This window comes from Bacteroides sp. Marseille-P8574, assembly GCF_902825465.1.
In the GTDB taxonomy this organism is placed as follows: domain Bacteria; phylum Bacteroidota; class Bacteroidia; order Bacteroidales; family Bacteroidaceae; genus Bacteroides; species Bacteroides uniformis.
The window spans coordinates 2,180,816-2,194,229 of sequence record NZ_CADEBE010000001.1 but is presented as its reverse complement, the minus strand read 5'-3'; the positions used below and the strand labels follow the sequence as shown (position 1 = coordinate 2,194,229).

The following is a 13,414-nucleotide window of genomic DNA, read 5'->3' as shown; positions in this document are numbered from 1 at the left end:
ATAATTAATAGCACATATCTGATAAGGAAAACAAAATACATCACAGTTGTGTTCACTAATATCCATTATTTTATCTACTTTTGCAGGCAATTTGCAATATATACATTACATTCTGTATAAAAAAACGTATAAAAAAGTAGATTATAATGAAAGCGTTCGGATTCAGACCAAAGCTATACACGGCTTTAAAAAATTACTCTAAAGAACTGTTCATGGCAGACCTGATGGCAGGTATCATTGTAGGTATCGTTGCCCTCCCGCTTGCCATTGCATTCGGTATCGCCTCCGGCGTATCACCGGAGAAAGGTATCATTACGGCTATCATAGCCGGTTTCATCATCTCTCTGATGGGTGGAAGCAAGGTACAGATTGGAGGACCGACCGGTGCGTTCATCGTCATTATCTATGGCATCATCCAGCAATACGGTGAATCGGGGCTGATTGTCGCCACACTGATGGCAGGCGTACTGCTTATTCTGCTGGGAGTTTTCAAGCTGGGAGCTGTCATTAAGTTTATCCCCTATCCCATCATCGTAGGTTTTACAAGCGGTATTGCCGTCACCATCTTCACCACGCAGATTGCCGACATTTTCGGGTTGACGTTCGGAGGAGAGAAAGTTCCGGGAGACTTTGTAGGAAAATGGATGATTTATTTCCGACATTTCGATACCGTTAACTGGTGGAACACGATTGTAAGTATTGTCAGTATCTTCATCATTGCCATTACACCGCGGTTCTCGAAGAAGATACCGGGGTCACTTATTGCCATCATCGTGGTGACAGTGGCAGTCTGGCTGATGAAAGTATATGGAGGCATTGACTGTATCGATACCATCGGCGACCGTTTCAGCATCCGTGCCGAACTGCCGGATGCCGTGATGCCTGCCTTGGATTGGGAAGCGATAAAGAACTTGTTCCCCGTAGCCATTACAATCGCTGTACTGGGTGCCATCGAATCTTTGCTGTCTGCCACCGTAGCTGATGGTGTGATAGGCGACAAACACGATTCCAACACGGAACTGATAGCACAAGGTGTTGCCAACATGGCTACCCCGCTGTTTGGCGGTATCCCTGCCACCGGAGCCATCGCGCGTACCATGGCAAACATCAACAACGGAGGAAAAACTCCCGTAGCAGGTATGGTTCATGCAGTGGTGTTGCTGCTTATCCTACTGTTTCTCATGCCACTGGCACAGTATATACCAATGGCCTGCCTGGCGGGTGTACTGGTCATAGTATCCTATAACATGAGCGGTTGGCGTACGTTCAAGGCATTATTGAAGAATCCTAAATCGGATGTCACGGTACTGCTGATTACTTTCTTCCTGACCGTCATCTTCGACCTGACTATTGCCATTGAAGTAGGTCTGGTGATTGCCTGCGTGCTGTTTATGCGCCGCGTCATGGAGACTACCGAAATATCCGTCATCAAAGATGAAATAGACCCGAATGCAGAATCGGACATTGCAAGCAATGACGAGCACCTAATAATCCCCGAGGATGTGGAAGTATATGAAATAAACGGTCCTTACTTCTTCGGCATCGCCACCAAATTCGAAGAAATCATGGCGCGGCTGGGCGACCGCCCCAAAGTGCGCATCATCCGCATGCGTAAAGTTCCGTTCATCGATTCTACCGGTATCCACAACTTGACAAGCCTTTGTGAGATGTCCCAAAAGGAAAAAATAACCATTGTGCTCTCCGGTGTCAATGAAAAGGTACATAAGGTACTGGAAAAATCGGGCTTCTATGAGCTGTTGGGCGAAGAAAATATCTGTCCGAACATAAATGTGGCACTGGAAAGGGCCAAAATAATTATCCAACACTAATCCCGGCATGGCACGAAAAAAAAAGAAACAATCGCAAGGCGTCTATTATCTTATATTGTTTATATGTGCGGTCTGCCTTGCCTATGAACCCGTTGCAAAGATACTTTCGGATGCCAGGCAAAAGAGTTCTACGCCTGCCAAGATAGAACTCACGGCAGGCACACGCCTTGAAATACCGGCAAAGCTGAAGAACGTCTCCGAACAGATTCTCCAGCGGAAAGGCTACACAGTATCCTACAACAAGGATTTAAAGATACCCAATTGGGTAGCCTGGGAACTCACTCCCGAAAAACTGGTGGAACGTGAAAGCCGTACAGACAAGTTCTTGCCCGACCCCGACCTGCCTGAGCACGAGGCAGTAACCACCGATGACTACAAAGGAGCCGGCATGGACCGCGGACATATGTGTCCGGCCGGTGACAACCGCTGGCACTGGAAAGCCATGCAAGAGAGCTTCTACATGACAAACATTTGCCCGCAGAACCACAATCTAAACCGTGGCGACTGGAAAGAACTGGAAGAGTCATGCCGCCGTTGGGCACAAGAAGAAGGCAAGATATACATTGTATGCGGTCCTATTCTCTATGACCAACGTCACCGTACCATTGGTAAGAAGCACAAAATTACAGTGCCCGAAGCATTCTTCAAGGTCGTTCTGTGTGCAGACAGCAATCCCCCCAAAGCCATCGGCTTCATTTATAAGAATGCATCAGGCAATCATCCATTGGACAGCTACGTCAATACAGTGGACGAAGTGGAACGTATTACAGGTATCGACTTCTTCCCCGCCCTTCCGGATGAAATAGAAGAGAAGGTGGAAGCCGAATATGACTTGAAACTGTGGTAAAGGAGCTATTCCTTTACCCAGGCATCTACAATCTCGGCTACATAAACCCGGTGCAATCCACCGTGGTCACCGCCATACCAACGCTCGTAGACGGAATGGTCGAGAAAGAGTTCTTCTTTCATATCGGTAATGAAAAGCTTGCGGCACTCCAATCCCAGGCGGTCCTGCTCAAAGAGAATGTTTCCCCGCTCGGTAACGATAGGATTCAGACCAGTTTCCTTTACCTTATCCACTTCCCTACCCGATTTACTGCCACAAAGGTTGTAAATGCTCCGATTTTCCTTTCCTAAAAAAGAAAGAGTGAAATATTCGTTCTCCTCCATAAACTCATACGTATAGCGCTCGGAACGAATAAAGACAAACACCACCGGCTTGTTCCAAAGCCAGCCAATACCTCCCCAACTGGCAGTCATGGTGTTGAAATGTTCTTTACTGCCTGCCGTAACCAGCATCCACTCTTTGCCTATCACTTCGAAGAAGTTCTCGCTTAAATCTTTAATTGCTATTGATTTCATAAGTATATTATTAATAAGAAACACTTACCGGTATACCCGTTTCCCGTATCCGTTCCGCAATGCGATCCAGTTCCTCGCGGGTGGCCTTCTGCAAATCATGGTCGGGCGTTTCGCGGTCGATGGTATAAATCATCACTTGGCGGGGAGCAATCTCCTTGACAGCTTCCAGCCAGGGAAGAACAAATTTATCGGATGTATTATCCATATCTTGTCCTTTATAACTTCCTTTGAGAAACATGGTCTGGATAATGCAGTTCCCTTTGAACGCTTTCATCCCTTCTATAATCTCCCGGATGGAGTAATGTCCGGTAGGACGGTCAAGTACACGGATATACTCTTCATCTACCGTATCCAGTTTAAGGATGTTGTTGTCAATCTTGTCCAAAGCCTCGAATACGGCAGGACGATGAATAAAGGTAGAATTGCTCAGTACGCTCACCTTTGCATTCGGAAAATACTTGTCGCGCAAGGCAAGTGTATCTTCTATGATTTCGGGGAAACGGGGATGTGCCGTCGGTTCTCCATTACCGGCAAAAGTCAGTACATCCGGTGTAGGTCCGTTTTGCTGCATGTCCCGCAGACGGGCTTCAAGGGCCGAACGGACTTCTTCGCGCGTAGGCAACGGCTGTTTGGGACGATGGTCGGCATTGAAGCCACATTCACAGTAAATGCAGTCGAAAGTGCATACTTTGCCGTCTGCCGGCAATAAATTTATTCCCAAAGATACTCCCAGACGGCGAGAATGAACGGGACCGAATATGGGAGATGGATAAATGACAGTCATACTATTTACGATTTGACGATTTACGGTTTGATTAATGCTTAAACAATCTTACCGCTCCAAAGTTAAGTGAAAACTATGGTATCTGGCAATGTTCGGCTTGCAAAAGTTTACCCATAAAAGAAAATATTCCCTTTATAAAGCATACATCTCATGTTAAAAAAGTAAATCATACATTACATTTTATCTATTTTACTTGTTTATATGTAAAGTATACATTACATTTGCAGATAACATCTAAATGCATAGTATTATGAGAAAGAACTATTTATTTCCAACCACTTTCAGAAAGATAGGTTGGTGTTTATTTGTCCCATTCGCCATCACGTCCTTCATCTGCCTTTTCGACGGCAGCAATGAAGATTGGTTGAAGGTAAACGCGTTGTCAGTAATTCCCTGGGGTATTATCAAGAACTCTTTATTCGACGAGTTGAGTATGATAGGGCTTACGGTTTCACTCTTGTTCATAGCTTTCTCAAAAGAAAAGGACGAAGATGAATGCATTGCCAATATTCGTTCAAACTCTCTTATCTGGGCTACCATAACAGCGTATTCCCTACTGATAGTATGCACTATGCTGATTTATGACATGCAATATCTTAATTTTGTATTTATAGACTTGTTCATGATATTGTTTCTGTTCATCATAAAGTACAACATTGAACTTTATAAATTTAGGAGGAGCAACAATGACTAATACATTAAGGGTAGAAAGAGCCATCAAGCATATGACCCAACAGCAATTGGCTGAAGCCATAGGAGTGAGCCGGCAAACCATCAATGCCATAGAATCGGGAAAGTATGTCCCTTCCACCTTGCTGTCATTGAAAATATCAGAGATATTCGGAAAGACTGTAAATGAAATTTTCATGTTGGAAGAAAGTGACAGATAAAGAGAAGACTCTAAAAAACTGTTTTAATTTTATTTTTCAGGTTGCCTCAGAAGAAAACTGAAATAAAATTAAAACAGTTTCTAAAACTTGATACGCAGTTGCATCTGCAAGTCCGCTTTCCTATTTCCCGGTATCTCATCATTGCCCGAACCAATCGTCTCCCTATCCTGATAAACCGTCTGTCCGAATTTGGCAAGAAACATGAAGTTCTTACTCAAATCATATCGCAGATGAGCGGAGTAACGGAACCCTTTGCCATAGAAGGAAGGGGTATAGAAAGTATATAACAATCCACGCTCGGAGGCGTAAACACGCGAATCGTAATCGTCCGTATGAAACCAGGTTCCCTGCACGGAAACTGACAGAGGGAAGGGGAAAGTGTACGAGCAAAATTGAGTACACTGATAACCTTGCCGTCTATCAAAGCGATACCCTTCCCCATCCTGCTGACGGAAGTGGTTATAATCTATTGTAGTACGAAAGATATATCTTCCCGGCATATAGGTCAGCCGATAACGGAGTTTATGGTGATAGATAGGTTCGATAACTGCACCGCTTGTACCCGTCACGTCTCTTTCTTTCTGTTTGTACCGATAATTAAAATACATCGAAAGGCTCTTTCGAGGAGTATAAGTAACCTGAAACATGGCATCCACTCCCTTTGAGGGCTTACTTATACGGTATTTCCACCAAGGAAAAGAAAACATATCCAATGAAGCGAAAAACTTCCACCGGGCGAAAGGTGTGGCCTCTGCTGCCAGATACCATCCGTTCTCATTCTGCGGCATACTGCTTTCGCCAAAGGAACGCCCAAACAAAGTCCAATAATCATATGAATAATACCGGTGAACAAGTAGCAGATGATAATCGGAAGAAAGATTATACTTCAGCCGGTTCAGCAACGCATAGCCTTTACTGCCGGTTGCCGCCTCCCCCACCCACACCAAACGGCCCAGACGATACCTATAATCCATGCCCACGTTATAGAAATTACTTCCATGAAGATTGTACTTTGCATACTTGTTCAACCGAGGCTTGTAAGGACGGTCGAAAAAATAGTAAATCCCCGTCACTCCCACCTTCAGAGAGTTCTTTTCATAGGTCATGTTTCCACCTATTACCTGCAAGGCAAAGGCATTCATTTTATCTGCCTCCTTCTGCGTGCGATGCAACCCTGTCTTGTAAATGGAAGTTATCTCGCCATCCTCCACCACACCGTCCATGGAGCGATGCGAATAGAAAGCCGAAATATCCAAGTAAGGCAATACTCCCACCGTTGCCGCCACTCCCCGGAAATAATTGTACTCATCAGTAGAACTATGCTTACGGATGCCTCCGGTACGATATTCTGTTGTAGACATAGAGAATGTTTTTCCTAAACGAAAATCCGTACTAAGTACCAGTCCCTGCCCGAAGCTCAGACGGTAATTGCCCAATGCCAAAGCCTTCAGCCGCCCCAGATTCTTTATCAGAAAATAGAAAGAATAGTAATCATAGCCTTTTCTGTTGTGCAGGGCAAAGAAGGGTTCTCCGGCATCCTTCTCTCCCGTCACGCCTATTTGGAGATAATCTCCATAATGAAAATTATAGCGCAAAGAATGGTAAAGGGAAGGTCCCAGGTAATTCTTCTCATATCCTTTACGGATATAGAACGGTACATCCAAACGTGCCAATGTTTCGTGTTTCCCGTATTTCAGTATAGATTTTAAAGCAGGATACCCCATACCCGCTTTCACTGCCCGCACACAGACAAAGGGCAGCAGTAGGTCGATGGTACGTTTATCCATCTCCTCCACCAGTTGCAATTCATAAATGGTCTGCATCTGTCCGTATATATAGACATAAGCCAGAAGATTCTCTATCTGTATATCCGTAAGAAAAGGAAACTGCTCCAATTGCTGTTTAGTGGCGGCATTGAGGTTGACAGGCTCTTGCAGACGTCGGGACAACTCCTCCAATTCATCTTCCCAACCGTATTCTTCCTCATTCCCGATGGAAAGTTGTTCCAAATTTTCTTCCAAAAGAAGTAAAGGCTGTTCTTTCTGAAGGCCGGATATATTTTGAGCTTCAAGCATAGGAGTCATTGACAGCATACTTACAAAAACTCCTATCTTGAGTAATTCCATTAATAGTAGGTCACTTTCATGTTTTGGGAAGCGAAGTTACCTTAAATAAGTTAATTGAGCAAGGAAAAATCAACATGATGCAACAACATTACACAGAATGGTGTACTTTTGCAACATGAACGCAAGGCTTAACATAGTAATACTCATCATGTTTCTTTCTCTCGGAAGCCTGAAATGTTTTGCACAGCAGCAACCACAGTCTGCTGCGCAAAAGAGTGTCTATCTTACTCCCATGTGCGTTTACGAAGGAGATACCATCCCTTATGTCAAGCTCCCCACTGTCTACATCTTCAAGCCGCTTAAATTCAAGAACAAGCGCGACATGAACAAGTACTACAAACTCATTCGTGACGTAAAGAAGGTACTTCCCATCTCCAAGGAGATTAACCGTGCCATCATTGAAACCTACGAATACATGATGACCCTGCCCACCGAGAAAGCCCGCCAGAAACACATGAAAGCAGTAGAGAAAAGCTTGAAGGAGCAATACACTCCCCGCATGAAGAAACTTACCTTTGCCCAAGGCAAACTGTTGATAAAACTGGTAGACCGACAGACCAACTCCACCGGATATGAACTGGTAAAAGCCTTTATGGGCCCTTTCAAAGCCGGTTTCTACCAGACTTTTGCCGCACTCTTCGGCGCCAGTCTAAAGAAGCAATACGACCCTATGGGAGACGATGCATTGACCGAACGGGTGATATTGATGGTGGAAAGCGGACAATTATAAACTGATGTTTATTCCCGCCTTGCGTGCCTGCAAATGTTGAAACTGGCGTTTCACATCATATGTCTTTCCGTCTTTGACGAACTTAGAGCCGGTCTGCTTGAACCAGAACTCCACTTTATTTTCCACACAAATTCTGCGAAGGTCCATCACCCATTCAAAATCACAAGGGCGGGCTTCGTAACCGGATTCTCCCCCTGCAACTATCTGTTCAATCCATTCGCCAACAGCATAAGTACTTAAATCTATCCTTTCCAGCAGCGGTTCACAGATTATTATCTTATGCTTTATGGGAGCCATCCTATAGATGGGCAAGCGATAATCGGCGCAAGTCTGGTTTTCAACCGTACAACAGATGGTTACATTATCATATCCATCTCCCCAATCATCGGGCAGACAGTCAGAAAAACGGTCTATACGCTTGGTAATCATCATAAAATGCAGATCACTGCGGTAACGAATCATCTCCCATGCTTCGGCCCGCCATTTGTCAGCATCTTCCACAAAGAAATCGGAAGTAAAGCAGGTGTAGACAAATGTTCCAGGTGGTATCTTGAATTCTCCGTTACGCTTTTTACGCAAAGGCAGGTCAAAGTTTTTTGTCCGCACCACCACCGAACTGTCCACCTCTCGTCGGGCATCACCACGATAAACATAACAATGCTTGCAACCTGCACTCAATTTATGGCAACCATGCCATAAGTTCCACATCATCGACTTCGCAACAATACCGTTCATTCAAACAAAAAACTTATCGTTAACACCATGTTGAAAACTATGTTAGCAACATAAATAATCAGTTATTAAACAATTGATATTAAGCTATATATTCAGTTAATAGCAGAATGAACAATTGTTTATTACTACCTATTCGGGTTGTACCTCTCCTGCCATCGGAAGCTCTTTCCAACCTTCACCAAATGCATCATAAGCATCGGTAACCACTACAAAAGCCTTTGGGTCTACTTCCCTTATCTTCTGCTTGATACCTACCACTTCCTTGTAACTCACCACAAGAAATAGCATTTCCTTGTCTACATTGGTATAAAGACCACTACTTTTGATGCAAGTGGCTGTACGGTCCAAATCTTTAAGAATATAGTCGTGCAAAGCGGTAAGGCGCATATCACTGATGACAAACAGTATCTTGTCATTCTTCTCCCCATTTATCACATAGGCCAATACCCTTGAAGTGACAAAAATAGCTATCAGTGAATAGAAAGACAAATGCCACGAAGGTTGTGTAGCATCATCCGGATTTCCGATACCGAAACCGATAACCAATAGGCCGAATCCCACCACAATGCCATCTACCAGCAGTATCGCCTTTGAAAAACGTATATGGCAATATTTCTGCAATATCATCGCCACAATATCCGTACCTCCTGTAGTAGCCCGGCTACGCACTACAATACCACAGCCTATACCGATAACCACCGCACCAATCACAGAAGTCAGCATCAAATGGTCGGACATATTCAGACTGCCACCCAGCAACTGTGTAGGGTCCAACTGATGGAGCGCTTCTTCAGAAGGATAGGAGAGGAGAGACAGCACATTCATGGCAAGCGGAGTGAATAGTGCCGCCACGATAGTACGTGCTCCCAATTTTGCTCCCAGTACCAGCACGGAAATGATAAGCAAAGGAATATCAAACATATAACCGAAAGTACCTACCTGAATAGAAGGGAACAGATTATGAAGCACAATACTGGCTCCATACACCCCGCCAGGAACAAGATTATAAGGATTGATAAAGTAAACAAAACCTGCTGCCAGAATAGTACAACCTACAAAAATGCCTATCCATGAAGATATTATCTTTTTCATATCGATATGATTTATATATATTCAGCAAATATACAAAAAATAAGAAAAGACACCAACTGTACAGCAAGTTTTCCACATATGACCGATATGTGTTGAATACATGGTTAACAAAAAGGATAAATTAGGAGATAAAGCATTAATTTACAATGAATAAAGTGGTTGATTATAAAAATAAACCACTGTTCATAAAATCTCTCATCATACCTATATAGAACTAGTTTATTGGATCTATAGATGCAACACGCTGGATCTATAGATGCACCGTGTTCGATCTATAGCTCCAACAAACCCGATATATTGACAGCTTATTAACAGCCCTGTTATTATCTCAGTTTCTTGAATAAATCCCAAATAACAATACCCGCCGTAACCGATACATTCAACGAATGCTTTGTGCCGTATTGAGGAATTTCAATGCAACCGTGCGAATGGTCAATCACTTCTTGTTGAACACCCTTCACTTCATTTCCCATTACCACAGCATACTTTTTAGTCTTGTCCAGCACCAGTTCGTCCAGCATCACACTACCTTCCGCCTGCTCTACAGAATAAACGATGTATCCCTCGGATTTTAGGTTATCAACAGCTTCAACAGAGTTATCAACATATTTCCAATCTACGGTAAATTCCGCTCCCAAAGCTGTTTTGTGCATCTCCGGATGGGGTGGGATAGCTGTAATGCCACAAAGATAAATGCACTCGATGCGGAAAGCATCCGAAGTACGGAAAACGGAACCTATATTATGGAGACTGCGGATATTATCCAATACCACTACCAAAGGCAGTTTTTCGGCTTCCTTAAATTCCTCTACACTAATACGATTCAGTTCAGTTATCTTCAGTTTACGCATGACAATATACTTTTAAATCTCCCTGCAAAGATACTTTTTTCCGTTTATATCCCGGTTAATAACCGTTGAAAAGGTGTCAATACAATAGGGAAACAATTTTAAAAATAATCCTTGCATTATTCAAAGGTCTGCATATTACAGCAATGAAACGAACAAACCAAAAAAGTTAAGGAGAATTTTCCAGGCTTCATTCAACATATTTTTCAGCCTGGTTTCATCGGTTTATAACTCTAAAGTTATTAACTTTGCATATTATTAACAACATGTTAATGCTGTTTAGCAGAAGTCTTATTATCAACGGATAAACTTAAAAACCCCGGTTTATAAGCATAAGAGTAAAATTCAGCTTGATACTAATAACTTCATAGGCAAGAAAAATCGTATTTATTTGTCCACACTGTTAACAGCCTATCATTACTATCAAAGGATTTTTAAAGAAGAAAGAGAAATTAAAAAATATAATTATGGATAATCTTATAGAAGCTATCAAACAGCTGAAGAAGGAGAAGAACGCAATCATTCTGGGACACTACTACCAGAAAGGTGAAATACAAGATATAGCCGATTACGTGGGCGACAGTCTGGCTTTGGCGCAATGGGCGGCCTGGACGGAGGCGGACATCATCGTGATGTGCGGTGTGCACTTCATGGGAGAAACGGCAAAGGTGCTTTGTCCCGACAAGAAGGTGCTGGTGCCCGATATGGCAGCAGGCTGTTCGTTGGCAGACAGTTGTCCGGCAGACAAATTCAGTCAGTTTGTCAAAGAGCATCCCGGATATACGGTGATATCCTATGTGAACACAACGGCTGCCGTAAAGGCGGTGACCGATGTGGTGGTAACTTCTACCAATGCAAAGCAGATTGTGGAAAGCTTCCCCAAAGATGAGAAAATAATCTTTGGTCCGGACCGGAACTTGGGTAATTATATCAACTCCATTACCGGAAGAAATATGTTATTATGGGATGGCGCATGCCATGTACACGAGGAATTCTCGGTTGAAAAGATTGTTGAAATAAAACAGCAGCATCCCGATGCGGTGGTACTGGCACATCCCGAATGCAAGAGTACAGTCTTGAAACTGGCCGATGTGGTAGGCTCTACGGCAGCTTTGCTGAAGTATGCAGTGGCACATCCCGAAAAGAGCTACATTGTAGCTACCGAAAGCGGTATCCTGCACGAGATGCAGAAACAATGCCCGCAGACAACATTTATTCCGGCTCCTCCCAACGACAGCACTTGTGCCTGCAATGAATGCAGTTACATGCGGCTGAATACACTGGAAAAGCTTTATGATTGTTTGAAAAATGAATCACCGGAAATAAAGGTGGATGCTGAGATTGCAGAAAAAGCAGTGAAACCGATTAAGAGGATGTTGGAAATATCGGCTCAACTGGGGTTATAATGTGCTGATATGCCAATATGCCAATGTGCTAATTGGCTGCGCTGTCACGCCAAAAGGTCATTAGCACATTAGCATATCAGCACATTAAAAACATTATCTCATTAAGAACTTACACAACTTGTTAGTGGCCAATGCCCGGTGACTGATTTTATTCTTCAGTTCATTCCCCATTTCTGCAAAAGTCTGCGTATATCCTTCGGGAATGAATATGGGATCGTAACCGAAACCTGAAGTACCTTTTCTGTTTTTTGTGATTTCTCCTTTCACGATGCCCTCAAACAGATGTTCCTTTCCGTCGATGATAAGTACAAATACGGTACGAAATTGCGCTTTCCGGTTCTCAATGCCCTCCATATCTTTCAGCAACTTCTTCATGTTTGCTTCTGAATTGTGTGCATCGCCGGCATAACGGGCGGAATATACACCCGGTGCCCCACCAAGGGCCTCCACTTCCAAACCGGTATCATCGGCAAAACAGTCCAGATGATAGTTATCGAAGATATATTTTGCTTTCAGCAAAGCATTTCCTTCAAGTGTGTCTGCAGTTTCCGGAATGTCAGTATCGCATTTGATATCCTTCATGCTGAGAAGTTCGACCTTTTCTCCCAAAATGGCAGTCACTTCTTCCAGTTTGTGTGAATTGTTGGTGGCAAATACAAATTTCTTTCTCATATTATGTTCTCCTTATACTTGTGGCTTATACAAGTCCCTATTTCACTTTTAACCGGTCGAAACCTTCTCCGTATACACCGATGACGGAACTTTGGGAAATGAAAGCGTTCGGATCTATATCTTTCACCATTCGGAATATTTCTACCGATTGACGTTTGTAGGCAAGCACGACCAGCACCTTCACGTTGTGTTTACTGTACCAGCCGATACCGTCGAGTACCGTTACACCGCGATGGGTTTCTTTGGTGATGCGATCGGCAATCCTTTCATATTCTTTGGAGAAAATAAAGAATTGAACAGATTGCCGGGTGCTGTTGACAATGTAATCCAGTACAAACCCGATGACAAACAAAGTTACAAAACCAAATATCACACGTCTCCAGTCATGAAATACCACGTAGCAGGAACTGATGATGATGAAGTCACAGGCCATTATCATGCGTCCCAGTGTGACATCCTTGTATTTGTGGATGATGGCTGCAATAATATCCGTACCTCCCGTGCTACCGTTACAGTTGAATACGATGCCCAGGCCGGCACCGCACATTGCAGCACCTATCAGACAAGCCATGAAGTCTTGTCCTTCGCCCAGCAGTTGGGGAGGGACACCATCGGGACCATTCACCAACAGTTGGAAAAACCATAGAAAAAAGGTCAGTCCGAAGATGGCAAACGTGGTCTTGATACTGAACTTCGGTCCGAGTATCTTGATGGCAAAAGTCATCAGTACGGCATTGATGATGAAGTATGACCATTGGATGGGAAATCCAGTGGCATAATAGATGATGGCACCAATACCGGTAGTACCTCCGGACGTAATCTGGTAAGGGATGAGGAAGGCTGCCCATCCCAATGCATAGCTGATGAGCCCCAAAGTGATGAAGATATAATCCTTCAGTTCCCTCGTCACTTCCGCTTTGGTTGGTTTTGTAATTTGCAT

The 13,414-nt window shown here is 43.6% G+C and carries 14 protein-coding genes; 6 read left to right on the top strand and 8 right to left on the bottom strand.

Features of this window, described 5'->3' with window-relative positions; all coding sequences use genetic code 11:
* The first annotated feature begins 146 nt into the window (after positions 1 to 146).
* On the top strand, positions 147 to 1,829 hold the full coding sequence (locus tag HUX74_RS09250; RefSeq protein WP_117599932.1) for a SulP family inorganic anion transporter: 1,683 nt from the start codon (positions 147 to 149) through the stop codon (positions 1,827 to 1,829).
* 7 nt (positions 1,830 to 1,836) lie between these two features.
* Complete coding sequence (locus tag HUX74_RS09245) at positions 1,837 to 2,676, top strand: DNA/RNA non-specific endonuclease (RefSeq protein WP_008662282.1); 840 nt, start codon at positions 1,837 to 1,839, stop codon at positions 2,674 to 2,676.
* A 5-nt stretch (positions 2,677 to 2,681) separates the two neighbouring features.
* Here HUX74_RS09245 and HUX74_RS09240 read toward each other — a convergent pair whose 3' ends face one another.
* Both HUX74_RS09240 and HUX74_RS09235 read right to left on the bottom strand, forming a co-directional pair.
* The gene (locus HUX74_RS09240; RefSeq protein WP_009037517.1) at positions 2,682 to 3,191 is read right to left on the bottom strand and encodes a flavin reductase family protein; all 510 of its coding nucleotides are present in this window, start codon (positions 3,189 to 3,191) and stop codon (positions 2,682 to 2,684) included.
* Positions 3,192 to 3,201: 10 nt separating this feature from the next.
* A complete protein-coding gene (locus HUX74_RS09235; protein ID WP_174646550.1) occupies positions 3,202 to 3,975 on the bottom strand; it encodes a radical SAM protein in 774 nt (257 codons plus the stop codon).
* A gap of 250 nt (positions 3,976 to 4,225) precedes the next feature.
* On the opposite strand from HUX74_RS09235, the gene HUX74_RS09230 reads away from it, so the two are divergent.
* Complete coding sequence (locus tag HUX74_RS09230) at positions 4,226 to 4,669, top strand: hypothetical protein (protein WP_117588639.1); 444 nt, start codon at positions 4,226 to 4,228, stop codon at positions 4,667 to 4,669.
* Positions 4,662 to 4,865, top strand: coding sequence for a helix-turn-helix transcriptional regulator (locus HUX74_RS09225; RefSeq protein ID WP_008662275.1), 204 nt, complete (start codon positions 4,662 to 4,664; stop codon positions 4,863 to 4,865). The genes HUX74_RS09230 and HUX74_RS09225 overlap by 8 nt, the downstream gene beginning before the upstream one ends.
* A gap of 80 nt (positions 4,866 to 4,945) precedes the next feature.
* Here HUX74_RS09225 and HUX74_RS09220 read toward each other — a convergent pair whose 3' ends face one another.
* Positions 4,946 to 6,991 (bottom strand): helix-hairpin-helix domain-containing protein, encoded by a 2,046-nt coding sequence (locus HUX74_RS09220; protein WP_174646549.1) that lies wholly within the window; start codon positions 6,989 to 6,991, stop codon positions 4,946 to 4,948.
* Positions 6,992 to 7,088: 97 nt separating this feature from the next.
* Between HUX74_RS09220 and HUX74_RS09215 the strand changes: the two genes are divergently transcribed.
* Positions 7,089 to 7,721 carry a DUF4294 domain-containing protein gene (locus HUX74_RS09215; RefSeq protein ID WP_005833968.1) on the top strand — a complete coding sequence of 211 codons (633 nt, stop codon included), beginning with the start codon at positions 7,089 to 7,091 and terminating at the stop codon, positions 7,719 to 7,721.
* Here HUX74_RS09215 and HUX74_RS09210 read toward each other — a convergent pair.
* The 3 genes from HUX74_RS09210 to HUX74_RS09200 form a co-directional block, all read right to left on the bottom strand.
* Entirely contained in the window at positions 7,716 to 8,456 is a 741-nt protein-coding gene (locus HUX74_RS09210; protein ID WP_174646548.1) for a DUF5131 family protein, read from the bottom strand. The two genes, HUX74_RS09215 and HUX74_RS09210, sit on opposite strands and share 6 nt — an antisense overlap.
* Positions 8,457 to 8,585: 129 nt before the next feature.
* Complete coding sequence (locus tag HUX74_RS09205; protein WP_005825206.1) at positions 8,586 to 9,548, bottom strand: YitT family protein; 963 nt, start codon at positions 9,546 to 9,548, stop codon at positions 8,586 to 8,588.
* Between the two features lie 323 nt (positions 9,549 to 9,871).
* Positions 9,872 to 10,399: an RNA methyltransferase gene (locus HUX74_RS09200; protein WP_009037513.1), complete on the bottom strand. Its 528-nt coding sequence runs from the start codon at positions 10,397 to 10,399 to the stop codon at positions 9,872 to 9,874.
* A gap of 464 nt (positions 10,400 to 10,863) precedes the next feature.
* Here HUX74_RS09200 and nadA point away from each other — a divergent pair, with 464 nt between their 5' ends.
* The gene (nadA, locus tag HUX74_RS09195) at positions 10,864 to 11,802 is read left to right on the top strand and encodes a quinolinate synthase NadA (RefSeq protein WP_174646547.1); all 939 of its coding nucleotides are present in this window, start codon (positions 10,864 to 10,866) and stop codon (positions 11,800 to 11,802) included.
* A 93-nt stretch (positions 11,803 to 11,895) separates the two neighbouring features.
* Here the strand turns inward: nadA and HUX74_RS09190 are convergent, their stop codons facing one another.
* Positions 11,896 to 12,474 carry a non-canonical purine NTP diphosphatase gene (locus tag HUX74_RS09190; RefSeq protein WP_117880893.1) on the bottom strand — a complete coding sequence of 193 codons (579 nt, stop codon included), beginning with the start codon at positions 12,472 to 12,474 and terminating at the stop codon, positions 11,896 to 11,898.
* 37 nt (positions 12,475 to 12,511) lie between these two features.
* A complete protein-coding gene (locus HUX74_RS09185) occupies positions 12,512 to 13,414 on the bottom strand; it encodes a YitT family protein (protein WP_174646546.1) in 903 nt (300 codons plus the stop codon).